The organism is Streptomyces roseoviridis, assembly GCF_039535235.1.
Classification (GTDB): domain Bacteria; phylum Actinomycetota; class Actinomycetes; order Streptomycetales; family Streptomycetaceae; genus Streptomyces; species Streptomyces roseoviridis.
This window is the reverse complement of record NZ_BAAAWU010000001.1, coordinates 4964503-4988886: the sequence shown is the minus strand read 5'-3', so window position 1 is coordinate 4988886 and position 24384 is coordinate 4964503. Positions and strand designations below refer to the sequence as shown.

Annotated in this window: 16 protein-coding genes and 1 pseudogene; 9 read left to right on the top strand and 8 right to left on the bottom strand. The window is 75.1% G+C overall.

All coding sequences use genetic code 11. The annotated features are described in order from the left end of the window. Positions 1 to 20: 20 nt before the first annotated feature. The 4 genes from ABD954_RS22570 to ABD954_RS22555 all read left to right on the top strand — a co-directional run bounded on the left by ABD954_RS22570 (position 21) and on the right by ABD954_RS22555 (position 6716). Positions 21 to 2471, top strand: coding sequence for a serine/threonine-protein kinase (locus ABD954_RS22570; RefSeq protein WP_345492393.1), 2451 nt, complete (start codon positions 21 to 23; stop codon positions 2469 to 2471). Positions 2472 to 2473: 2 nt separating this feature from the next. Then, positions 2474 to 3955, top strand: coding sequence for a PP2C family protein-serine/threonine phosphatase (locus ABD954_RS22565; RefSeq protein ID WP_345492391.1), 1482 nt, complete (start codon positions 2474 to 2476; stop codon positions 3953 to 3955). Between the two features lie 83 nt (positions 3956 to 4038). Continuing rightward, complete coding sequence (locus tag ABD954_RS22560; protein WP_345488213.1) at positions 4039 to 5364, top strand: vWA domain-containing protein; 1326 nt, start codon at positions 4039 to 4041, stop codon at positions 5362 to 5364. Between the two features lie 50 nt (positions 5365 to 5414). Next, positions 5415 to 6716 (top strand): FHA domain-containing protein, encoded by a 1302-nt coding sequence (locus ABD954_RS22555; RefSeq protein WP_345488212.1) that lies wholly within the window; start codon positions 5415 to 5417, stop codon positions 6714 to 6716. 13 nt (positions 6717 to 6729) lie between these two features. On the opposite strand, the gene ABD954_RS22550 is transcribed toward ABD954_RS22555, so the two are convergent. Next, complete coding sequence (locus ABD954_RS22550; RefSeq protein ID WP_345488211.1) at positions 6730 to 7707, bottom strand: methyltransferase domain-containing protein; 978 nt, start codon at positions 7705 to 7707, stop codon at positions 6730 to 6732. A 202-nt stretch (positions 7708 to 7909) separates the two neighbouring features. On the opposite strand from ABD954_RS22550, the gene ABD954_RS22545 reads away from it, so the two are divergent. From ABD954_RS22545 to ABD954_RS22525, 5 genes are all read left to right on the top strand, one after another. Continuing rightward, positions 7910 to 8314: a globin gene (locus tag ABD954_RS22545; protein WP_345488210.1), complete on the top strand. Its 405-nt coding sequence runs from the start codon at positions 7910 to 7912 to the stop codon at positions 8312 to 8314. Between the two features lie 162 nt (positions 8315 to 8476). Further along, the gene (locus tag ABD954_RS22540) at positions 8477 to 11803 is read left to right on the top strand and encodes an FtsX-like permease family protein (RefSeq protein WP_345488209.1); all 3327 of its coding nucleotides are present in this window, start codon (positions 8477 to 8479) and stop codon (positions 11801 to 11803) included. A 59-nt stretch (positions 11804 to 11862) separates the two neighbouring features. Further along, positions 11863 to 14643: an FtsX-like permease family protein gene (locus ABD954_RS22535; protein WP_345488208.1), complete on the top strand. Its 2781-nt coding sequence runs from the start codon at positions 11863 to 11865 to the stop codon at positions 14641 to 14643. After that, positions 14640 to 15707 (top strand): ABC transporter ATP-binding protein, encoded by a 1068-nt coding sequence (locus ABD954_RS22530; RefSeq protein WP_345488207.1) that lies wholly within the window; start codon positions 14640 to 14642, stop codon positions 15705 to 15707. The genes ABD954_RS22535 and ABD954_RS22530 overlap by 4 nt, the downstream gene beginning before the upstream one ends. Before the next feature lie 88 nt (positions 15708 to 15795). Further along, complete coding sequence (locus ABD954_RS22525; protein WP_345488206.1) at positions 15796 to 16401, top strand: hypothetical protein; 606 nt, start codon at positions 15796 to 15798, stop codon at positions 16399 to 16401. A gap of 85 nt (positions 16402 to 16486) precedes the next feature. Here the strand turns inward: ABD954_RS22525 and ABD954_RS22520 are convergent. The 7 genes and pseudogenes from ABD954_RS22520 to ABD954_RS22490 all read right to left on the bottom strand — a co-directional run. Then, a pseudogene (locus ABD954_RS22520) lies at positions 16487 to 16657 on the bottom strand (GNAT family N-acetyltransferase); the annotation flags it as partial. 210 nt (positions 16658 to 16867) lie between these two features. Next, the gene (locus ABD954_RS22515) at positions 16868 to 17551 is read right to left on the bottom strand and encodes a DUF8010 domain-containing protein (RefSeq protein ID WP_345488204.1); all 684 of its coding nucleotides are present in this window, start codon (positions 17549 to 17551) and stop codon (positions 16868 to 16870) included. Continuing rightward, positions 17548 to 17973, bottom strand: coding sequence for an acyl-CoA thioesterase (locus ABD954_RS22510; protein ID WP_345488203.1), 426 nt, complete (start codon positions 17971 to 17973; stop codon positions 17548 to 17550). The genes ABD954_RS22515 and ABD954_RS22510 overlap by 4 nt, the downstream gene beginning before the upstream one ends. Before the next feature lie 13 nt (positions 17974 to 17986). Continuing rightward, complete coding sequence (gene ettA, locus ABD954_RS22505) at positions 17987 to 19651, bottom strand: energy-dependent translational throttle protein EttA (RefSeq protein WP_345488202.1); 1665 nt, start codon at positions 19649 to 19651, stop codon at positions 17987 to 17989. Positions 19652 to 19922: 271 nt separating this feature from the next. Further along, complete coding sequence (locus tag ABD954_RS22500; RefSeq protein WP_345488201.1) at positions 19923 to 21362, bottom strand: Cys-Gln thioester bond-forming surface protein; 1440 nt, start codon at positions 21360 to 21362, stop codon at positions 19923 to 19925. Between the two features lie 247 nt (positions 21363 to 21609). Next, positions 21610 to 22104, bottom strand: a complete 495-nt coding sequence (locus ABD954_RS22495) for a single-stranded DNA-binding protein (RefSeq protein WP_345488200.1) — start codon at positions 22102 to 22104, stop codon at positions 21610 to 21612. Between the two features lie 238 nt (positions 22105 to 22342). Continuing rightward, positions 22343 to 24169, bottom strand: coding sequence for a GTPase (locus ABD954_RS22490; RefSeq protein WP_345492389.1), 1827 nt, complete (start codon positions 24167 to 24169; stop codon positions 22343 to 22345). Positions 24170 to 24384 lie beyond the last annotated feature (215 nt).

Here is a 24384-nt window from a genome sequence, read left to right as displayed (position 1 = left end):
GCGAGGGCTCGTACGAGGACATGGGAGGCGGCGAGCTGTACTGCGACACCTGCGGGCTCGCCCCCGTGGTGGCGCCCGGCGGCATGCTGCGGTCGACCCGTACGGGGGTGGCGGTGCCCGGCGCCGGCACGGCCGGGCGCGGGTCGCAGTCGGCCCGTTCCGCCTCGGCCGCCTCGTCGCGCACGTCCTCGCACGGGTCCTCGCGCTCGGCGCGTTCGGCGGCGTCCCGGCGTTCCGTCTCCGGGCGGCTCTCGCGCTCGCTGTCGGGGCAGAGCACGGCCCGTTCGGTGTCGGTGCGCAGCTCGGGTTCGAGCAGTGGCCAGTCCGGGCGGGGCCGGCTCGGCGCCGGTCTGGTGACGGTGCCGGAGGTGCCGCGGCCCGACCCGCGGGCCGCGGTGATGGCGAAGCCGGAGGTTCCCGAGAGGAAGCGATTCTGCTCGCGCTCGGACTGCGGCGCCCCGGTGGGCCGTTCGCGCGGCGACCGGCCGGGCCGCACGGAGGGCTTCTGCACCAAGTGCGGCCACCCGTACTCGTTCGTGCCCAAGCTGCGCGGCGGGGACGTGGTGCACGGCCAGTACGAGGTGGTGGGCTGTCTCGCCCACGGCGGACTCGGCTGGGTCTACCTCGCCGTCGACAAGGCGGTCTCGGACCGCTGGGTGGTGCTCAAGGGCCTGCTCGACACCGGTGACCAGGACGCCATGGCCGCGGCGATCTCCGAGCGCCGCTTCCTGGCGGAGATCGAGCACTCCAACATCGTCCGCATCTACAACTTCGTCGAGCACCTGGACCAGCGCACCGGCTCCCTGGACGGCTACATCGTCATGGAGTACGTCGGCGGCAAGTCCCTCAAGGAGATCGCCAACGAGCGCCGGACCCCCGACGGCCGGCGCGACCCGCTGCCCGTGGAGCAGGCGTGCGCCTACGGCATCGAGGCGCTGGAGGCCCTGGGGCACCTGCACAGCCGCAACCTGCTGTACTGCGACTTCAAGGTCGACAACGCGATCCAGACCGAGGACCAGCTGAAGCTGATCGACATGGGCGCGGTCCGGCGGATGGACGACGACGAGTCGGCGATCTACGGCACGGTCGGCTACCAGGCGCCGGAGGTGGCCGAGGTCGGCCCGTCGGTGGCGAGCGACCTGTACACGGTGGCGCGCACCCTGGCCGTGCTGACCTTCGACTTCCAGGGCTACACGAACGTGTTCGCGGACTCGCTGCCGGAGCCCGACGGCATCGAGGTCTTCCGTACGTACGAGTCGTTCTACCGCTTCCTGGTACGGGCCACCGACCCGGACCCGGCACGCCGCTTCGCCTCCGCCCAGGAGATGGCCGAGCAGCTGACCGGTGTGCTGCGGGAGGTCGTGGCGCTCCAGTCGGGCCGCCCGCGCCCCGCCCTGTCGACGCTCTTCGGTGCCGAGGTGCGGGTCACGGACACCGAGCTGTTCGCGGAGCTCAACGACGACGTGTCGGTCCTCGGGGCGCGCGAGGTCCGCCGCGGGCGCCGCAAGGCCCTGCCGGCGTCGGTGAGCGGGCGGGCCGGCAGCTTCCTGCGGATGCTCGACGTGCCGGCGACGGCGCTCGCGCTCCCGGTGCCGCGGGTCGATCCGGGCGACCCGAACGCCGGTTTCCTCGCCGGTCTGCTGGCGGCGGCCCCGGCCGAGCTGATCACCGCCCTGCACGCGGCGCCGGTCGCCTCGCTCGAACTGCGGCTGCGGGAGCTGCGGGCGCGGCTGGAGATGGGCGACCTGGGGGCCGCCGGGCAGGCGCTCGCCACCCTGGAGCAGGGGTACGGCGACGACTGGCGGGTGGTCTGGTACCGGGGCGTCACGTCCCTGATCGGCGGCGACCGGGAGAGCGCGGCGCTCTCCTTCGACGCGATCTACGACGCCTTTCCCGGCGAACCGGCGCCCAAGCTGGCGCTCGGCGTGTGCGCCGAGGTGCTCGGGCAGCTGGACAACGCGGCGGAGTACTACCGCCTGGTGTGGGCGACCGATCCGAGCTACGTCAGCGCGGCCTTCGGGCTCGCGCGGGTGCAGCTGGCGGCGGGCGACCGGGCGGGCGCGGTGCGCACCCTGGAGTCCGTGCCCGAGTCGTCCATCCACTACACGGCGGCCCGGGTCGCCGCCGTACGGGCCCGGCTGCGCCGGCGGCCCGCGAACGAGCCGCTGGGCGACGACCTGACCGCCGCCGCTGCGCAGGTCTCCGCGTTGCAGGGCTTCGGCCTCGACGCGGTGCGCCGCGAGCAGTTGTCCACGGAGGTGCTCGGCACGGCGCTGGACTGGGTGCTGTCCGGGAGCCCCGGCGGGGACCCGGCCGGCACGGTGCTGCTCGGCAGTGCACTGGACGAGCGCGGACTGCGCTTCGGCCTCGAGCGCTCGTACCGGGTGCTCGCCCGGCTCGCCCAGCGCGGCGAGGAGAGGATCGAACTGGTGGAGCGGGCCAACCGCTTCCGCCCCAGGACGTGGGTGTGAGTATGTCCCTGAAGCCCAAGGCCCCGCATCCCCTGGGCACGTGCCCCGAGTGCGCGGAGCCGCTGGAGTCCGGCGACCGGTTCTGCGGGGCGTGCGGATACGACCTGTCGGCCGCGGCCCCGCAGCCGGACCGCCCGACGGTGCCGATCGCGCTGCCCGTGGACTGGCCGGAGCCGCCTCCCCGGGACCCGGCCTCCCTCACGACGGCCACCCAGCACCCCGGCGAGCTGCCCGGCACCGACTCGGGCGGCCGCGACCTCCCGACGGTCCCGGTCCGCACGGACGAGGTCCCGGCGGAGCCGGTGGTTCCGGCGGAGCCGGTGGTTCCCGCGGAGCCGGTGGTTCCGGTGGAGCCGGTGGTTCCGGCGGAGCCGGTGGTCCCGGCCGCCTCGGCGGGGACGGCGGGCACCTCCGCCGGGGACGGGCACGGGCCCGGGGACTCGGACGAGGGCGCGAACCGGGACGGCGCTGAGGACGGGGACGGGGACTTCACCCTTCCCGCGCCCGATCCGCGCGCCGCGCTGCAGGCCCGGGGCCAGGCCCGGGAGACGGCCCCCGCCGCCGCGCCCGGAGACGCGCGGAAGGTGTGCGTCGCGTGCCGGACCGGGCGGGTGGACCGGGACGGGTACTGCGAGCACTGCGGCCACGCGCAGCCGCGCGAGCGGGACCACATGGAGGAGGAGCTGTCCTGCGTGGCCGCCGTGAGCGACCGCGGGCTGCGCCACCACCGCAACGAGGACTCCTTCGCCGTGGCGTCGGCCGCGCTGCCCGACGGCTCCCCCGCCGCGCTCGCCGTCGTCTGCGACGGCGTCTCCTCGGCGACCCGCCCCGACGAGGCGTCGGCCGCCGCCGCCTCCGCCGCGAGCGCCGCGCTGGTGGCGGCGCTGCCCCGCGGGACCCACCCGCAGCAGGCCATGCACGAGGCGATCGTCGCCGCCGCCGAGGCGGTCAACGCCCTCGCGGAGCCGGCCGGCGCCGACCGCGAGCACCAGAACGCCCCGGCCTGCACCATCGTCGGCTCGATCGTGGCCGGCGGGCTGCTGGTCGTCGGCTGGGTCGGCGACAGCCGTGCCTACTGGGTGCCGGACGACCGCACCTCGCCGCCCGCCCGTCTCACCGAGGACGACTCGTGGGCCGCGCAGATGGTCGCGGCGGGCCTGATGAACGAGGCGCAGGCGTACGCGGACGAGCGCGCCCACGCCATCACCGGCTGGCTGGGGGCCGACTCGTACGAACTGGAGCCGCACACCGCCGCGTTCAAGCCGGACCGGGCGGGCGTGGTCGTGGTGTGCACCGACGGCCTGTGGAACTACGCGGAGGGCGCGGACGACATGGCCCGGGTCCTGCCGGGGGACGCGTCCGCCCGTCCGCTGCACGGCGCCCAGGTGCTGGTGGGCCACGCCCTCGACGGCGGAGGGCACGACAACATCACGGTCGCGCTGCTGCCGTTCGCCGTTCCGTCCCCCGGGGCAGGATCCGCCTAGCCCGCGCTCCGCCGCCGCCCACGGACGGTCCCCCGCCCCCGACTTCCCTTCCCTCCCTCGTGAGCCGAGGAGCCGAATCACCCATGGCCAACTTCGCCAAGCCGACCGGGCCGCAGTTCTCTGTGGACGTGTACCAGAACGAGTACCTGCCGGAGGGCGGTCGGGACGTCAACGCGATCGTCACCGTGACCTCCAGCGGCGGCGGCACCGCCGGTGCGGCCCTGCCGGCCGCCGCCGGCTCCGCCGCGGTGGTCCTGATGCTCGACTGCTCCGGGTCGATGGAGTACCCCTCGTCCAAGATGCGCGGGGCGCGCGAGGCGGCCGCCGCCGCCATCGACACGCTGCACGACGGCACCTCCTTCGCGGTCGTGGCCGGCACCCACGTGGCGAAGGAGGTCTACCCCGGCAACGGCCGCCTCGCCGTCGCCGACGCGCGCACCCGTGCCGAGGCCAAGACCGCGCTGCGCCGCCTGAGCGCGGACGGCGGCACCGCCATCGGGACCTGGCTGCGCCTGGCCGACCGGCTGCTGTCCTCCGCCGACGCCCGCATCCGGCACGGCATCCTGCTCACCGACGGCCGCAACGAGCACGAGACCCCCGAGGCGCTGCGGGCCGCCCTGGACCACTGCTCCGGCCGCTTCACCTGCGACGCGCGCGGGGTGGGTACCGACTGGGACGTCGAGGAGGTCCGGGGCATCGCCTCGGCACTGCTCGGCACGGCCGACATCGTCGCCGATCCGGCCGGTCTCGCCGAGGACTTCACCTCGATGATGGAGAAGGCCATGGGCAAGGAGGTCGCGGACGTCGCGCTGCGCCTGTGGACCCCGGTCGGCGTGGAGATCGCCTTCGTGAAGCAGGTCGCCCCCACGGTCGAGGACCTGACGGGCCGGCGCACCGAGGCGGGCCCGCGCGCCGGGGACTACCCGACCGGTTCGTGGGGCGACGAGTCCCGCGACTACCACGTGTCGGTCCGGGTCCCGCAGGCCGCGGTCGGGCAGGAGATGCTGGCCGCCCGGGTCTCGCTGATCGTCCCCGACCCGGCGGGCGGCACGCCGACGACCCTGTCGCAGGGGCTGGTGCGGGCGGTGTGGACCGACGACATGGCGATGTCGACCTCCATCAACCCGCAGGTCGCGCACTACACGGGGCAGGCCGAGCTCGCCGACGTCATCCAGCAGGGCCTCGATGCCCGCAAATCGGGTGATTTCGACGGCGCGACGGCCAAACTCGGGCGCGCGGTGCAGCTGGCCGCGGCCTCCGGCAACGCCGATACCGCGAAACTCCTTTCGAAGGTGGTGGACGTGGTCGATGCCGCGACGGGTACTGTGCGGTTGAAGGCGAAGGTCGCGGAAGCGGACGAGATGACTCTCGAGACCCGCTCCACCAAGACCGTTCGCGTGAAGAAGTAAGCCGCGAAGAAGCAGCGCGTGATGACGTGACGAGAGGGGGAAGCACCGACATGCCGACCTGCCCGAACGGACACCAGTCGGTCTCCGACGACTGGTGCGAGGTCTGCGGCCACCGCATGGCGGCCGGGGCGGGTGCGCCGACGGGTGCCGTGCCGCCGCCTCCCCCGCCGCCGCCCGCGTACGGCTACCCCGGCCCCGGTGGCCCCGGCGCCCCGGCGCCGCCGCCGGGCGCTCCCGCCCCCGGGGGCTACGACCCCAACGCGACCGCGCAGGCCGAGCTGTGCCCCCAGTGCCGCACCCCGCGCGAGCACATGGCGCCGTTCTGCGAGGAGTGCCGCTGGAACTTCCTCACGAACACGGCGACCTCGTACACGCCGATCGCACCCCCGCACGCGCAGCCGGGTCCGGGCGGGGCGCCGCAGGGCCCGCCGCCCGGCCTGAACCTGCCGCCGGGCTTCCAGTCGCCGCCGCGACCCGCGCCGCCGCAGCAGCCCGACCCGTACGAGTACCAGGGCTCGCGGCCCTCGCAGGTGAACCGCCCGGCCGAGCCGCTGGGTGCCGACGCGACCCACCACCAGGGTCCGCCGCAGCGCCCGCCGATGGCCCCGCCGCAGGGGCAGCCCGGCCACCAGGCCCCTCCCGGCCACCAGGCACCCCCGGCCCACCAGCCGCCGCCCCCGGCTCCGCAGGGCTTCCACCAGGCACCGCCGCAGCCCGCACCGCCGCAGCCGCGCGCGGACGACGACTGGATGCTGCCGCCGCCCTCGGCGCCGCAGCCGCCGCCCCAGGCTCCGGCCCCCGGCCCGGACGGCCGGCACCCCGGCGCCCCGCCGAGCCCGCAGGGCCCGCACGGCCCCGGCCCGGCTCCGGCCCCGCAGGGCCCGCCGCAGCCCGGTCCGTCGCAGCCCGGCCCGCCGCAGCAGTTCCAGGAGCAGCCGCGGCCGCAGGCGAGCTGGACCGCGGTGATCGGTCCGGACCGCGACTACTTCATGGCGATGATGCAGCGCAGCGGCCCGGAGGCGTCGGGGCTCAACCTGCCCGCGTACTCCCCCGAGCAGCACGTGCCGCTCCAGGGCAGCCAGGTCAGCATCGGCCGCCGTCGCCACTCCACCGGCGAGTCGCCCGACATCGACCTGTCGGTGCCGCCGGAGGACCCGGGCGTCTCGCACCAGCACGCCGTGCTGGTGCAGCAGCCGGACGGTTCGTGGGCGGTGGTGGACCAGAACTCCACCAACGGCACCACGATCAACGGCTCGCCCGACCCGATCCAGCCCTACGTCCCGGTCCAGCTGCGGGACGGCGACCGGGTGCATGTCGGCGCCTGGACGACGATCACCGTCCGGCGCGGCTGACTCCGCGACGGCATCAGGGCTCCGGCAGGGGCCAGGCGTACGGCCCCGCGGGGTCGTCCAGCCAGGCCCACTGCCGGCCGCCGCTCACCGTCACCCCGAAGCGCTCGCGCTCCGGCCGCCCCTCGTGCTGCCAGAGCGCGAGCGCTTCGCGCGTGTCCAGGGCCTCCCCGGCCAGGCCGGTCAGGAACGCGAACCCCTCGTCCTCGCCCACCCGCCGCGGCAGCCCGGACGTGCGCCGGGGCGGGGCCGGGCGGGCGCCGCCGCCGCGCAGGGCGACGAAGTAGGCGGAGGTGGCCAGGAACCGCCCCTCCGCGTGGCCGGGGTCGCGGACGCCGAGCAGGAGCAGCCCGGTGGACAGCGGGGTGAGGACCCGGGCGCCGGGCCGGCACTGGCCGAGCCAGGAGTACGGGACGGAGCCCACCGCGCAGGTCGCCACGATCCGGTCGTACGGGGCGCGCTCGGGGCAGCCCCGGGCGCCGTCTCCGGTGACCACGGCGGGCCGGTGGCCGGCGGCGGCGAGATGGGCGCGGGCGGACTCGGCGATCTCCTCGTCCAGGTCGACGGTGGTGACGTGGTCGTCGCCGAGGCGGTGGCAGAGCAGGGCGGCGCCGTATCCGGTGCCGGCGCCGATCTCCAGGACGTCGTGGCCGTCGCGGACGTCGAGGGCCTGGAACATCCGGGCCATCAGGGAGGGCTGACTGGCGGAGGAGATCAGCTCGCCGTCCCGGACCCGGGTGGCGAGGGCGGTGTCCCGGTAGGCCCCGCTCAGCCAGCGGGCGCGGCGGGCCGGGTCGGGGTCGCCGGACCAGAGCCGTTCGTAGCCGCCGGGTCCGGCGACGTAGTAGGAGGGGACGAAGAGGTGGCGCGGCACGTGGGCGAAGGCGGCCTTCCAGGCGGGGTCGCCGAGGGCGCCGTACGCCTCGATCGCGCGCACCAGCGCCCGCCGCGCCCGCGCGCCCTCCTCGGCGAACGCGTCGTGCGGTGGGCCCATGGGTCCACTGTGCTGCGGACCGCCGTCCTCCGGCCACCGCTCGGGTCCGGTCGGCGGTCGCTCCTGGTGGCGGTCCCTCCCGGTGGCAGTCCCTCCTGGTGGCGGTCCCTTCCGGTGGCCGTCGCGGTGGCCCGGCGGTCGCTTCACGGTCAGGGGTCCTAGACCTCCGGTCCTCGGCCGGGGCATCTGAGACGATGGAACGGTGAACGAGATTCCGCGCGGCACGCTTCAGGAGCAGACCTTCTACGAGCAGGTGGGTGGCGAGGAGACCTTCCGTCGCCTGGTCCGCCGCTTCTACCAGGGAGTCGCCGAGGACCCGCTGCTGCGGCCGATGTACCCGGAGGAGGACCTGGGTCCGGCCGAGGAGCGGCTCGTGCTCTTCCTCATGCAGTACTGGGGCGGACCGCGCACCTACAGCGACCACCGCGGCCACCCCCGGCTGCGGATGCGGCACGCTCCGTTCACGGTCGACCGCGCGGCCCACGACGCGTGGCTGCGGCACATGCGGGCCGCGGTGGACGAGCTGGAGCTCGCGCCGGAGCACGAGCAGCAGCTCTGGCACTACATGACCTATGCCGCCGCCTCGATGATCAACACGGCGGACTGACCACCCGCTCCCGGACGAACACATTCCGGTGAGGGGACGCCGATTAACGGTCACGATCGCATCAAGGTCGATCCGAAAGCGGTTTCCAGACCCGATGCCCTCTGAAACCATCCTCTGAACGTTCGATCGTGAACGATCACGGTGTTCTCAGGGGGGAAACGGGTGACGGGCTTTGTACTCCTGCGGGTCAGGGCGCACCGCCTCCTCCTGTCCGCCGCCCTGCTCTCCGTCCTCCTGACCACCGCGGTCCTCGCCACCCTCGCCGCCTTCTCCGGCTCCATCGGCGACGCCGCCCTCCAGGGCACCCTGCGCGGCCGCTCCGCCCCCGCCGCCGCCCTCGTCGTCACCAGCCAGGTCCCGGCCGCCCAGCGGGCGAGCGCCGACGCCGCCGTCCGCGAGGGTGCCCGGCGCACCTTCGACGGCCTGCCCGTCACCCTGCGGAAGCTGGAGCGCTCCGGCACGTACGCGCTGCCCGGCGGTCCCGGGCCCGCCGACGCCCCCGGGAGCGAGCCGGACCTCACCCACTTCGCCGCCCTCGACCGCTCGCGGATCGCCCTGGCCTCGGGCTCCTGGCCGAAGGCGACCGGCCCGCGCGACCCGGTCGAGACCGCCCTGCCCGAAGAGGCCGCCAAGAGGCTCCGGATCACCCCGGGCACGGTCCTCGACCTCAGCGACCGGCTCGGCGGAAAGACGGTCAGGGCCCGGGTCACCGGCGTCTACCGCCCGCTCGACACCGCCGACCCGTACTGGCAGCTCGACCTGGTCGGCGGGCGCGGCGTGAAGACCGTCGTGTTCACCACCTACGGCCCGCTGCTCGCCGACCCCGCCGTCCTCGGCTCGGGCCGGTTCACCACCGGCGACACCGCCTGGCTCGGCACCGCCGACTTCACCGGCGTCACCACCGGCCGGATGGACGCCCTGCGCACCGCCGCCACCGAGGGGCCCCAGGCGATCGCCGCCGACACGGCCCGCTTCGGTGCCACCGTCACCGCCCGGACCTCCCTGCCCACCGTCCTGGAACAGACCGACCGGGCCCTGCTCGTCTCCCGCTCCACCCTCTCCATCGTGGCCGTGCAGCTGGTGCTGCTCGCCGCCTACGCCCTGCTGCTCGTCGCCCGGCTGCTGAGCTCCGAACGCTCCGGCGAGACCGAACTCCTGCGCGCCCGCGGCGCCTCCCGCCGCCGGATCGCCGCACTGGCCACCGTCGAGGCCCTGCTCCTGGCCCTGCCCGCCGCCGTCGTCGCCCCGCTGCTCGCCAGCCCGCTCACCCGGCTCTTCGCCGACCGGTCGGCGCTCGGCGCGCTCGGCCGGCTCGACACCGCTCCCCCGCTCACCGTCTGGCTGGTCGCCGCCGCGGTCGCCCTGTGCTGCGCCGCCGCCGTCGTCGCCCCCGCGTTCGCCGCCGGGGACGGCGGTGTCGTCACGCTGCGCCGGGGCCGCTCCGCCGCCCTGCCCGCGCCCGTACGGGCCGGCGCCGACGTGGCCCTGCTCCTCGTCGCCGGCGTCGCCTACTGGCAGCTCGACCGGCAGACCGGCGAGAGTGGCGGCGCGCTCGCCGGCGACCGCTCGGGCGACCTCGGCATCGACCCGCTCCTCGTGGCCGCGCCCGCCCTGGCCCTGCTCGCCGGCACCGTCCTGACGCTGCGTCTGCTGCCGCCCGCCGCCCGGCTGGCGGAGCGGCGAGCGGCCGGCGGCCGGGGACTGTCGGCGGCGCTGGCCGGCTGGCAGTTCAGCCGCCGCCCGCTGCGCGGCGCGGGCCCGGTGCTGCTGCTCGTCCTCGCCGTCGCCATGGGCATGCTGGCGATCGGACAGAGCGACTCCTGGGACCGCTCGCAGCGCGACCAGGCCGACTTCCGCACCGGTACGGACGTCCGCCTGCTCACCCCGGGCTCCGGCGAGTCCGCCGAACGGCTCGCGGACCTGCCCGGGGTGCGGCAGGCGGCGCCCGTGCACCGCACCACCACCGACGTCACCGGCCGACAGGCGACCGTCCTCGCCATGGACACCCGGAACGCCGCCGACGGCATCCGGTTCCGCCCCGACCTCGCCGACGGCACGCCCGCCGGGCACCTCGCCTCCGTCATGCCGAAGGCCGGACGCCCCGCGGGCCTCCCGCTCCCCGCCGGCACCCGCGCCCTCACCGTCGACCTGCGCGACACGGCACCGCCCGGGACGCCCGCCACCGAGGTCACCGCCCTCCTGGAGGACGCCTTCGGCGCCCCCTACCGCCGCCGGCTCGGCAGCCTGCCCGCCGACGGGCGCCCCCACCGGCTCACCGTGGCGCTGCCCGGGGCGGGCGACGGCAGCCGCTCCCCCGGTCCCTTCGGGCTGGCCGGTCTGGAGATCGGCGGCCGGGCCGAGGAGGGCCGCGGCGGGCCGCGCACCCTCACCGTCGAACGGATCGCCCCCGTCGGCGCCGACGGCCCCGGGCAGCCGTTCGACCTGCGCAGCGCCCTGAGCGCGTGGCGCAGCGCGTACACCCGGGAGCCCGCCGCCGGCGGCCGGCCCGAGGACGATCCGGTGAGCCGCCCGGCGACCGCCGGCTCCCCCTTCACCGTCTCCTTCCACGGCGGCTCCACGGAGGCGGGCCGCAGCGGCTCAGGCCGCTCCGGCGCCGACCCGTACCTGCTGACGCTGAGCGCCCCGCGCCCCGCCGCGGCGCAGCGGATCCCGGCGCTCGTGACCGAGGCGTTCGCCGGCGCCGCCCGGGCCAAGAAGGGCGACACCGTCGGCGTCACCCTCGGCGGGGTCACCCTCGACGTGGAGATCACCGCCGTCGTACGGGAGCTGCCGACCGCGGGGCCCGGCGCCCGGACCGTGACCGCGACGACACCCGCCGCCCTGCCCGAGGACGGCGGCGCGCTCCTCTTCGACCTGTTCACCGCCAACCGGGCCCTCGCCGCCTCCCGCACGGTCCTGACGCCCACCGAGTGGTGGCTGGCCACCGAACCCGGGCGGGCCGCCGAGGTCGCCGCCGCGCTGCGCGCCCGCCCCGACACCGACCCCGCGCAGGTCCTGGTACGGGACGAGGCCGCCGCCGACCTCCTCGGCGACCCGCTGGGCGCGGGCCCCCACTCCGCCCTGATGGCGGTCGCCGCGGCGGCGGCCGCGCTCGCCGCCGTCGGCTTCGCGGTCGGCTCGGCCGGTTCGCTGCGCGAGCGGTCCGCCGAGTTCGGGGTGCTGCGGGCCCTCGGCGCGCCGCGCCGCCGGCTGGCCCGGCTGATCGCCGCCGAGCAGGGCCTGCTCATCGGCATCGGCCTGCTCGTCGGCGTCGCGCTCGGCACCGTCCTGACCCGGGCGGTCGTGCCGCTCGTGGTGCTCACCGCCCAGGCCGACCGGCCCGTGCCCGACGTCCTGGTCCAGCTGCCCCTCGCCCACGTGGCGCTGCTGCTCGCCGGCGTCGCCGCCCTGCCGCTGCTGACCGTCGCCGCGATCGCGCTGCGCCGCACCGACCCGGCCGTCAGCCTGCGCACCCAGGGGGGCCACTGATGCCCGGCCCCCGCGCGCCGCAGCCGCCGACCACCCCCGCCCGCGGAAAGGCGAACGCCATGCCCCGCAAGCCCGCCCGCGCCGTGGCCCCCTGGGTCCGCACCCGGCTGCGGACCGCCCCGGGCGCGGCCCTCGCCTACGGCCTGCTCGTGCTGGTGACGGCCTTCCTCGCGGCGGCGCTGCCGCGGGCCGTCGACACGTACGAGACCGAGGGCCTGTGGCACGCCGTCGACTCCGCCGAACCGCGCCGCACCGCGCTGTCGCTGACCACCCGGGTCGAGGCCCACCTCGGCCCGGCGGCACAGGCCGCGCAGCTCACCCCGCAGAGGCTGCGCGCCACCCGGGACCGGCTGGTACCGCTGCTGCCCCCGCCGCTGCGCACCGATCCCGCGAACTCCGCGTACGGCGTGCACACGACGAAGCGGACACCCGGCCTCGACCCGTGGCTGCCGCAGCCCGACGGCCTGCCGCCCGAGCTCGTCCTCGACGCGCCGTCCGACCTGGCCGCCCACTCCACCCTCACGGCCGGCCGCCTGCCCGGAGCCGGTCCGGGCGGCGCCATGGAGGCGGCGGTCACCGCCAGGACCGCCGAGGCGCTGCGGCTGAAGGTGGGTTCCGTCGTCCACGTGCCCGGTACGGACGGCACGCCCGAGCCGATCACCGTCACCGGCATCGTCGAGCCCCGGGAAACAGCCAACGGCTACTGGGGGGTGGACCCGCTCCTGCACACCCCGCTCTTCTCCGCCAAGGGCACCTCGGAGATCAAGTGGTACTGGACGGCGAGCCTGCTCGTGGCGCCCGAGAGCGCACCCGGGCTGCTCACCACCCTCGGCGAACCCGAGCAGTACTGGCGGTTCGCGCCCGACGTCGGCCACCTCACCGCCCAGGACAGCGACCGCCTCGCCGCCGCCCTCGACTCGGCGGACAGCGGCCCCGGGCGGGTGAAGCTGCGCCAGGTCCTCGGTGACAACGGCGGCTTCACCACCGGCCTCGACGAGATCGTCACCGACTACGCCGGGATGCGCGACGCCATCGCCGCGGTCGTCGCCGTCGCCGCCTTCGGCATCGGAGCCGTCGCGGCCGTGGTGATCGTCATGACCGCCGGGCTGTTCACCGCCCGGCGCCACGCCGAACTCGCCCTGCTGCGTTCCCGCGGCGCCTCCCTGACCGGCATCGGCGGCCGGCTGCTCGGCGAGACCGGCGCGGTCGCCGTCCCGGCCGCCGTGCTCGGCCTGCTGCTCGCCCTGCCGGTGGCCGGCGCCGGTGCCCGCTTCTGGCCCGCCTGCGCGGCCGCCGCGGCCGTCGCCCTGCTCGCCTGGCTGGTCCTGCCGCTGCGCGCGGTCGTCCTGCACCGCCGGCCCCGGCTGCACGGCGGGCGCGAGGATGTGGTCTCCGCCCGGCCCTCCACCGGCCGCACGGTCGCCGAGCTCACCTTCCTCGTCCTCGCCGTCGGGGCGGTCACCGCGCTGCGCCGCCGCGGCACCGCCGACTCCGGTGACCACCTGGTGAGCGCCGCGCCCGTCCTGGTCGGCCTGATCGCCGCGTTCGTGCTCGTACGGCTGTATCCGCTGCCGCTGCGCTGGGCCGCCCGGCCGGCCCGCCGCATGCGCGGCGCGGTCGGCCCCCTCGCGCTCGCCCGGGCCGGACGCTCCTCGTCGACCGGCGCGCTGCCGCTGCTCGCGCTGCTGGTGGCGCTGACCACGGCCGCGTTCGGCGGCTCCGTGCTCACCGGCATCTCCGAGGCCCGCGACCGGGCGGCGCTCCTCGCGACCGGCGCGGACGCCCGGGTGCACCAGGAGCTGGAGATGACGCCGCTGCCCGCCGGAGTGGCCGAGACGGTACGGCGCTTTCCCGGCGTCGGCGAGGTGGCGCCGGTGCAGATCGAGTTCGGCCTCGAACTGCCCGACCACCAGGGCACCGTCGACAACGGCATGGGCGCGCCGCTGATCGGCGTCGAGCCCGCCTCGTACGCCCGGCTGGCGGCCCGCACCGGCTTCGGACCGTTCCCCGCCGGCCTGCTGGGGTCCACCGGCACCGGCGGGCCCGCCCACACCGGCGACAACACCCGGGTGCTGCCGGTGATCGCCTCGCCGCGGGTCGCCGAACGGCTGGGCCGGGCGCCCATCGAGATCACGGCGGCCGCCGGCCGGTTCCACGTGAAGGTGGTCGCCGTCCGCGCGGCCACACCGGCGCTGCCCGACAAGGACTTCCTCCTCGTCAACGGCGCCGACCTCACCAACCGGGCACCCACCGCGCTGCTCGTGAGCGAGCGTGCGCCCGGTGCCCTCGACGGGCCGGCGCTGCGCGCCGCGGTCACCGCGAAGGCCGGGGGCCTGCGGGTGGCGCTGTCGAAGGAGCAGCGGGCCGGCTACGTCGACTCGCCGATGCAGACCGGTGCCGAACGGATCTATCTCACCGCCCTCGGCGCGGGCGCCGGATACGCCGTCCTCGCGCTGATGCTCTCGCTGCTCCAGGCCGCGCCCGAACGCACCACGCTCCTCGCCCGGCTGCGCACCATGGGCCTGACCCGTCGGCAGGCCAGGCGGCTGCTCGGTCTGGAGGCGCTGCCGCAGGCGTTGCTCGCGGCGGTGGGCGGCGCGCTGGTCGGCTGGGCGACGATCCTGCTGCTGTCGCCGGGAGTCGACCTGGCGCGGCTCGCCCTGGGCGGGGCACCGGACGAGGCGATGGAGCTGGGGGCGGCGCTGCGGGCGGACGTCTGGTCGCTGGGGCTTCCGGCGGTCGCCGTGGTGCTGCTGGCGTCGGGGGCGGCCCTGGTGCAGGCGTGGTGGGCATCCCGCAGGGGCTCGATCAGGGAACTCAGGGCAGGAGACGCACGATGACGACGACCACGGGGACCACAGGGACCACGGGGACCACGGGGACCTCGGCGGCTTCCGGCAGCGGGGGCCGCGCGGGTGCCGGAGGCGCCAGTCTGGCGGAGCTGGAGCGGCGGGCCGCGGCCCGCCGCGACCGGCCCTCGTACGGCCACGACGCCCTGATCGCCTGCGACCGCCTGGTACGGATCTTCACCACGGACGGGGTCGAGGTGCAGGCCCTCCAGGGGCTGGACCTGCTGGTGAAGGAGGGCGAGCTGATGGCCCTGGTCGGGGCGTCCGGTTCCGGCAAGTCGACCCTGATGAACATCCTGGCCGGCCTCGACGTGCCGACCGCCGGCGCCGCGAAGGTCGCCGGCTGCGACCTGCTCGCCATGGACGGCAAGGCGCGGCTGCGCTACCGCCGCGAAGTGGTCGGCTTCGTCTGGCAGCAGACCGCCCGCAATCTGCTGCCGTATCTGACGGCCGCCCAGAACGTGGCCCTGCCCATGCAGTTGGCCGGTGGGAGGAAGAACAGGGCCGGGCGGGCCGAGGAGCTCCTGGCGATGCTCGGCATCTCCGAGATCCGCGACCGGCGCCCGCACCAGATGTCCGGCGGCCAGCAGCAGCGGGTGGCGATCGCCGTCGCCCTCGCCAACGACCCCTCGGTGCTGCTCGCCGACGAACCGACCGGCGAGCTGGACTCGGCCACCGGCGAGCAGGTCTTCGCGTCCTTCCGCCGCGCCAACGAGGAGCTGGGCACGACGATCGTCATCGTCACCCACGACCAGGCGGTCGCCTCCGAGGTCCGCCGCACGGTCGCCATCCGCGACGGCCGCACCTCCTCCGAGGTCCTGCGGCGCACCGAGGTGGACGCGGAGGGGCAGGAGTCGCTGGTGGCCCGGGAGTACGCGATGCTCGACCGGGCAGGGCGGCTGCAGCTGCCCGCGGAGTACACCGAGACGCTGGGCATGCGGCACCGGGTGGCGCTGGAGCTGGAGCGGGACCACATCGGGGTGTGGCCGGACGACGCGGACCCGGACGCGGGCGCCCGTACGGGGACGGGCACGGATCCCCACGGCGCCCGCTGAGCGGACGGCGGTCGGTGCGCGCCGCGGCCGGCGCCCGGGCGGGAAACCGCGCCGGAGCCGTACGCGTCCCCGTATCCGGGGGTGACGCATGAGGAAGTCTCTGGCGTGTCTCGGCGCGGTCGTGGTGCCCTCGGGGGCCGGTCTGCTGCTGCACCTGTGGGCGGGCTGGAGCATGCGCAGCCCCGTGCGCGTACCGACCCTCCTGGCGGTGCTCGCCGGCCTGGTCCTGACCGCCGTCGCCCTGCTCGCGCACAACGCGCTGTTCCGCGAGGGCGGCAGCATCGCCGCGGTGGTGCTGCTGGTGGCGGGTCTGGGCGCGGTGTGGGTGGAGGCCAGGGACTCCCGGGTCCGCGCCGAGGTCGTGACCTGCGAGATCACCGGCAAGGCGCGGGCGACGTACCACCCGACCTTCGGCGAGGGCGCCCCGAGCGACATGTGGCTGTACCACCATCCGCTCGACTGCCCCGGCGGCTACCCGTCGGAGTTCACCGCCGAGGAACGGATCGGCGAGGCGGGCAGGACGGTCCGCATCGCCTATGACCCGGCCCGTCGGATGGACCCGGTCCTGGAGAAGCACAACAAGCCCAGCGGGTCCCCGGTCGTCCCGTCGATCCTGCTCGCGCTGTCGGTGGTCGTCTCGGTCGTGACGATCGTCGGGGAGGGGTGGACCGACGTCGGCAGGCCGGGCGCATGAGCCCGGCAGCCGTGTTCCGGAGGCCGCACGTCTCGGGGAGACAGGCGAGGCGCGACTCGAGGTCCAGGTGCGGCCGGTGCGCCCCGCGCTCCCGCGCCGCCTCGGCGGCGGACCGTACGAGCGCGACGCCGAGCCCCCGGCGGCGCTGGTCGGGGCGGAGGGTCACGTCCCGCAGGAAGGCGTGCGCGCCGCCGTCACGGACGACCTGTCCCTGGCCGACGAGCCGGTCGCCGCGGCGCGCGGTGACAGGCGGCAGGCGGCAGACGGCAGGCGCCGGGCGAGCACCGGTCCGACGTCGGTGTCCGGTGGCCGGGCCGGGAAGCGCGGAGGATCCGGTCGGCTCGACGGCGGTGAGCCTGGCACCCGACGCCGGGCAGCGGCTCGACGGCGGTGAGCCAGGCGTCGACGCCGGGCAGCGGCTCGGCGGCGGGTGCCGGGGCCACGACGTTCGCGTGACCCCGGTCCGTCACCGGGCCGGGGCCCCCGGGCTGACCGTGAGCGACATCGGGGCGCTGCGCAGCGCGACCGAACCGTAGGGGGTGCGCAGCCGCAGCCAGGGGCCGGCGGCGAACAGCACCACCGGCAGGTCCTCGCCGGGAAGGTCCGGCAGGAAGCCGAGCGACTGGGCCGCGTGGACGGCCCGCAGCGGGAGGCCCGTGTCGGCCAGCGTGCGGGACCATATCTCGCGGCCGATGCGGTCGCGCTCGGCCCGGGTCCGCCGCTCCTCGGGCAGGGCCTCGTCGCGGGACCGGAACTCGGTCACCGCCGCGGCGACCGCGCTGCGCATCGCGGCGGCGGGCGGCAGCCCCGGGACCGGCTCCCAGCCGCCGCGCGGCGGCAGGAGGCCGGCCCAGGGCGGGCCGGTGACGGCGCCGGGCACGACCGCCTTGCCCGCCGACTCCTCGATGCCTTCGAGGAGCTCACCGGCGGACACCGTCACGTCCAGCGCCACCGCGTCGACGAGCCGCGCCGTGCGGATCGCCAGCACCTCGAACGACGGGGGCCGCCCGAAGACGGCGAGCGCGCCGCCCTCGCCCGCCTGGAGGCGGACGGCGGCGGCGCGGTCGTAGTGGAGCAGCCGGCGCAGGAAGGCGGCGAGGCCCGCCGCCTCCCTGGGGTCGGCGAAGTGCAGCGGCGCGATGGCGGTCATGGCGCGGACGTCATCCCGTCGTCGACGTACTCCTGGAGGAACGCCCGCTCCTCCTCGGTGATCCGGCGCGGGCGCTGCTCCTGGAGGTCGAAGGGCACGACGACCGTCGACGCCCGCACGTACGTCACGTCCGGGTCCTTGATCTCGTACGCGATCGTCAGCGACGCCGCGCCGATCTTCTTGACCCAGGACTCGACGGTCACCGGCTCGTGCCGGTGGACCAGCGGGCGCAGGTAGTCGATCTCGTGGCGGGCCACGACGGACCCGCCGGAGAACGACGGGCTCCCGTTCCCCGGCGCGAGCCGGAACATGAAGTCGATCCGCGCCTCCTCCAGATAGCGGAGGAAGACGACGTTGTTGACGTGCCCGAAGGCGTCCATGTCCGACCAGCGGAGGGGACAGGAGTAGATGTGTCGTGCCATGCGGCGGTCAGCCTCAGCCTCGGGTCAGCTTCTTGTAGGTGGCGCGGTGCGGACGGGTGGCGTCCGGGCCGAGCCGCTCGACCTTGTTCTTCTCGTACGACTCGAAGTTGCCCTCGAACCAGAACCACTTGGAGTCGCCCTCGTACGCCAGGATGTGCGTGGCGACCCGGTCGAGGAACCAGCGGTCGTGGGAGACGACCACGGCGCAGCCGGGGAAGTCGAGGAGCGCGTTCTCGAGCGAGGACAGGGTCTCGACGTCGAGGTCGTTGGTGGGCTCGTCGAGGAGCAGCAGGTTGCCGCCCTGCTTGAGGGTGAGCGCCAGGTTCAGGCGGTTGCGCTCACCGCCGGAGAGCACACCGGCCGGCTTCTGCTGGTCCGGGCCCTTGAAGCCGAACGCGGAGACGTAGGCGCGGGACGGCATCTCGACCTGGCCGACGTTGATGTAGTCCAGCTCGTCGGAGACGACGGCCCACAGCGTCTTCTTCGGGTCGATGTTGGCGCGGGTCTGGTCGACGTAGGAGATCTTGACGGTCTCGCCGACCCGGATGTCGCCGGAGTCCGGGGTCTCCAGGCCCTGGATCATCTTGAACAGCGTGGTCTTGCCGGCGCCGTTCGGGCCGATCACGCCGACGATGCCGTTGCGCGGGAGGGTGAAGGACAGGTCGTCGATGAGGACCTTGTCGCCGAAGGCCTTGGAGAGGTTGTTGACCTCGACGACGACCGAGCCCAGGCGCGGGCCCGGCGGGATCTGGATCTCCTCGAAGTCCAGCTTCCGCATCTTGTCGGCCTCGGCGGCCATCTCCTCGTAGCGGGCGAGGCGGGCCTTGGACTTGGCCTGGCGTCCCTTGGCGTTGGAGCGGACCCACTCCAGCTCTTCCTTGAGGCGCTTCTGGCGCTTCTCGTCCTTCTTGCCCTCGACCTTGAGGCGCTCGGACTTGCGCTGGAGGTACGTGGAGTAGTTGCCCTCGTACGGGATGGCGCGGCCGCGGTCGAGCTCCAGGATCCACTCGGCGACGTTGTCCAGGAAGTACCGGTCGTGGGTGATGGCCACGACGGTGCCCTTGTACTGGGCGAGGTGCTGCTCGAGCCAGTTCACCGACTCGGCGTCGAGGTGGTTGGTGGGCTCGTCGAGCAGCAGCAGGTCGGGGGCCTCGAGCAGGAGCTTGCAGAGGGCGACGCGGCGCTTCTCACCACCGGAGAGGTTGACGACCGGCCAGTCGCCGGGCGGGCAGCCCAGGGCGTCCATGGCCTGCTCCAGCTGGGCGTCGAGGTCCCAGGCGTTGGCGTGGTCCAGGTCGTCCTGGAGCTTGCCCATCTCCGCCATGAGCTCGTCGGTGTAGTTCGTGGCCATCTCCTCGGCGATGGCGTTGAACCGGTCGAGCTTGCCCTTGATCTCGGCGACGCCGTCCTCGACGTTCTCCAGGACGGTCTTGGACTCGTCGAGCTTCGGCTCCTGCATGAGGATGCCGACGGAGTAGCCGGGCGTGAGGAACGCGTCACCGTTGGAGGGCTGCTCCAGACCGGCCATGATCTTCAGCACGGTGGACTTACCGGCACCGTTCGGGCCGACCACACCGATCTTCGCACCGGGCAGGAAGCTCAGCGTCACGTCATCGAGGATGACCTTGTCGCCGTGCGCCTTGCGCGTCTTGCGCATGGTGTAGATGTACTCAGCCAAGAGAAACCGTCCGGCAAAGAGTGAGTGGGCAGATAGACCCCATCTTGCCTGACCGAGCCCCATCGGCGGAAACCAGTACCTGGGGGACCGCTTGACCTGGGCCTTGTGCGGCGTCGCGGTGACGGTCCGGTCACGTCCGGTGCCCAGCGGGTGCCGGACCCGCCTCCGGGAGGACGGGCGCGGGCAGCGGAACGGCCCCGCCGCGCGGTGCGCGACGGGGCCGTCCGGTGGGGCCGCCGCTCAGGGGCGGCCCCGGGGTGCTGCGGGTGCCTTACTGGCCGGCCGCCTTCTTCTTGCGGAGGAAGAACATCGCGCCGCCGCCGATCGCGACGAGCGCGACGGCGATGCCGGCGATCATCGGGGTGGCGTTGGAGCTACCGGTCTCGGCGAGGTCGCCGCCACCGGTGGTGGAGCCGGTGGTGCCGCCGGCGGTGGTGCCGCCGGTGGCCGGGCTCTGCGACGGGGCCGGGGTCTCGGACGGCTTCGGGCCGGGGGTGGAGGTCTTGCAGTCCAGGACGCCCTCGACGACCTTCTCGAAGCCGTTCGGGCCGGTGATCGTGTACTTGTACGCGGCGTCCTCGGCGACCGGGACGGTCACCGTCTTGGACTTGCCGGCGGCGATCGTGTGCTTCACGCCGCCCAGCTCGAAGACCCAGTCCTCGTCGCCCTTGTTGGAGACGGTGACGTCCACGCCGCCCTCGGCGCAGTTCTCCTTGAAGTCGACGGCCGGGACGGGGCCCTGCTTGGCCCAGGTGGCCTCGATCTGCGCGCTGACCGTGGACTCGCTGCTGCCGGCGAGGATCAGGGTCTGCTTGCGCTCCTTCGTGGTGCTGGCGAAGGCGCGGCCGATGGAGGCCTTGGTGGAGGCCTGCAGCTTCACCTTGGCGGAGCCGTCGCCGGCGCCGGCCGGCACGTCGAGGTAGATCTCGTCGCCGTCGTCGACGGAGGTGACGGCCTTGCCGTCCTTGTCGACGACCTTGACGCCCTCGGGGGCGCCGGGGACCAGGGAGACCTTGGTCGCGCCCTTGGCGGCGTTGGTGGTCACCTTGGCGGGGCCGAGACGGCTGCCCGACTTGCCGGCCAGGGAGGTCGGGGAGACCTCGAGGGAGGCCGTCGGCTCGGAGAGCTGCGGCGCCTTCTCGGCCTCGGCGAGGAGGTACTTGGTCAGCTTCTCCGCGTCGTCGTCCTGAGGCGTGGCCTCGACGTTGTCGGAGTAGTGCCAGATCGCCGCCTGGGTCGCCGCCGCGGCGGTGTCCTTGGTCAGGCTCTTGGCGTCGGCCTTCTTGGCCAGTGCGTCGAGGTCGTTCACCTCGGGGTACGAGTGCTGCAGGATCCAGCGGATCTTGCCGGCGTTCTTGTTGTCGTGGAGGGTCGACTCGTCCCAGCCGACCTCCTTGTACGTCGTGCCCGCCTCGGTACCGGTGAACAGGTCGATGCAGTACGCCTTGAGCGCACCGCCGCCCTTGACGTTGAGGTTGAAGAGACCGCCGTTGTAGGCCTCGATCTCTTCCTTGCCGTCATGCTTCACCTTGATGTCGATCTTGCCGACATCGACGAGCTGACCCAGCGTCGCGTCGACGCCGCCACCGTTGGTGGAGCTCTCGTCGGCCACCGCCGGGCCGGCGACGGCTATCGCGCCCGCCGCGACGAGGCCGGAGACCACGGTCGCGGCGGCAAGGCGGGCAACGCCGCGCCTCCGTACAGAAAACATGGATTTCCCCTCCGGGCAGGCTGCTCCGCGTCATCGATCGATACGCGTGGGGGGAGCACCCGCCAGCAGACTCACTGACCCACTGGAAGCAAGCGCCTCATGAGTACCCGGGAATCCTAGAGACGGGGAAGCCCCCCGTGTCCCGTCGTACGGTCTGATAACCATTCCGACTCGAAATCGTTATCAGCGGCAGTAGTTGAGCATAAAACCGCAGGTCACGGTATCGACAAATCCCCATGACCAACCGTCAGGAGACGGCTACGGCGGGCGATTGGGCTCCTTCCGCCGCAGGTGGCGGGGTCTGCCAGAGGTCCGGGGCCACCATATCCGGAGCGCGCTGTTCCGGTACGGGAGTCGAGGGGGCCGCCGCCGTGTCGGTGCCCTGGCGCACCGCACGGCGGAAGGCGGCCGTCCCCCGGGTCAGGTCGTGACCCACCGCCAGCGCGTCGACGTCCACGAAGGTCTTCCGGCGCCCGTCGTGCTCCTCCTCCCGCACCCTCAGCCGGCCGTGCACCACCAGCGGCTCCCCCACCGAGACCGAGGCCGCCAGATTCGCGCCCAGCGAGCGCCAGGCGGACACCGTGTAGAAGCTGGTCGCGCCGTCCGTCCACACCGCCCGCTCGCGGTCCCAGCGACGGGCCGTGACCGCGAAGCGGAAGCGGGCGACCCCGCCCGTCACCGTCTCCCGGAACTCCACGTTCGTCGCCACGTTCCCGACCAGGGTCACCAGCGTCTCGTTCATCTGCCCACTCCTCGGCTCGGCTTGCGTCCACGCTCTCGGCACTCTCGGTGCTCTCGGCGATCTCGGGATCCATGCTGGACCCGGCCGGAGAAACCCGCTGAAGCCTGTGGACACGCGGACGACTGTGGACAAGTCCGCCACCCGAACGAGTGATTCCGCCTCGCCCCCCGCCCCATCCCGCCCCCCCCTCCTCACCTCCCCCACTCCTCACCTCCCCCACTCCTCACCTCCCCCCTCCTCACCTCACCCGCGCGCCGCCCGTCCTCGCCGGACCGAAGCGCGTCCCGCCGAACCCGCCGGCGCCCATGCGCCCCGCCCCCGCGCGCCCGGCTCCGCCGCCCGCGATCCGGCTCACGACCCGCGTCGCGCCCGAGGCCGTCACGTACTGCTCGCGCACCTCCCGGTAGCGCATCAGCTCCGCCGCGATCGGGTCGAGCACCCGGGCCCGGCCGCAGGCCGCCGCCGCCTCGCGCAGCCTGCGTTCGGCCTCCTGCCCGTAACGCCGCGCCGGTCCCCGTACGGCCGCCGCACACGCCCACTCCACCAGCGGGCCGCCGACGATCCCGGTGACCATGATCAGCACCGGCGGCCACAGCAGCGGCTCCACGACGCCCGCGATCTGGCCCGCGAGCCACAGGGCGCCGAAGATCTGCAGGAAGGTCATCACCACCTGCGCGAGCACCGCCGCCGGCCACCACGCCGGACGGGGCGGCCGGGCGGCCGGGTCGCCCATGGTCGCCGTCAGTTCGTCCAGGGCCTCCGGAAGCCCTTCGGCCCCCCGCTGCGCCGCCTCGCGCACCGCCTGCGCCCACGGCACCGGCAGCCCGCGGGACGCCTCGTCGGCGACGATCCGCACCGCCTGCTCGACGCGTTGACGGGCAGTCAGCTCGTCCTCGACCGGGGCGTGGAGGCGCGGATCGGTGCTGCCGTGCGCGCGGATCCGCTCGTACCACCGGTAGAGCCGCAGCCACGGGGTCCCGCAGGCGCGGATGGCGCCCCGCCGCCAGACCCGTTCGGCGGCCTCGCCCGCCGCTCCGGCCCCGACCGCGACCGCGAGCCGGTCGGCGAACTCCTCGCGGGCCCGTTCGCCGAGCCCGGCCCGCCCGTCGGCCACGTACACCGGCCGCAGCCGGGCCGCGGCGGCGTCGATGTCGGCGGACAGCCGGCGTTCGGGCGCGGTGCGCTCCTGGACGAACCGGCCCAGCATCTCGCGCAGTTCCGGCACCCCTTCCCCGGTCAGGGCGGAGAGGGACAGGACCGTCGCGCCGGGCTCGCCGTGCTCGCCGAGCGCCACGCCGTCCTCGTCGAGGAGGCGGCGCAGGTCGTCGAGGACGAGGTCGGCGGCCTCGGTGCCGAGCCGGTCGATCTGGTTGAGCACGACGAAGGTGACCTCGGCGTGTCCGGCGAGCGGCCGCAGGTAGCGCTCGTGCAGGGCCGCGTCCGCGTACTTCTCCGGGTCCACCACCCAGATGACCGCGTCGACGAGGCCGAGCAGCCGGTCGACGGTGTCGCGGTGGGCGGTGACCGCCGAGTCGTGGTCGGGCAGGTCGACCAGGACGAGTCCCTGGAGGTCGGCGTCGGCCGCGCCGCCCGCGAGCGGCCTGCGGCGCAGCCGCCCGGGGATGCCGAGGCGGTCGAGGAGGCCGGCGGCGCCCTCGGACCAGGTCAGCGCGACCGGGGCGGCGGTGGTGGGGCGGCGCAGTCCGGTCTCGGAGACCGGAACGCCGGCGAGGGCGTTGAAGAGGGTCGACTTGCCGCTGCCGGTGGCGCCCGCGATGGCCACGACGGTGTGCCGGGCGGACAGCCGCTGCCGGGCGGCGGCCTCGTCGAGGACCCGGCCGGCCTCGGCGAGCGTCTCGCCCTCGACCCGCGTACGGGACAGGCCGACGAGTTCGTGCAGCGCGTCGAGCCGGGCGCGCAGGACGCCGCCGTAGGCCCCGCCGAGGGGTGGCAGGCCGTCGCCCTCCTCGTCCTCGGAGCCCGGCGCGCCGGCCGTGCCCGGGGCCGTGGCCGTACCTCGCTGGTCCCCGGGGGCGGCCCGGCCGGCCGCCCGCCGCGCGATCAGGCCGTCGTCCCAGCGACGGCCGCCGTCACCTTCGCCGCCACGATCGGGTCCGGGGGCGGGACCGGATACGGGAGCGGGACCGGGTCCGGGAGCGGGACCGGGTCCGGGAGCGGGACCGGATCCCCGGGCGGGATGCCCGTCAGGGGCGGGGGCGCCGGTGGCGGGGGCGCTGGTGGCGGCTCGGGCGGCCGGGTGCTCGGGGCGCTCGGGGGCCG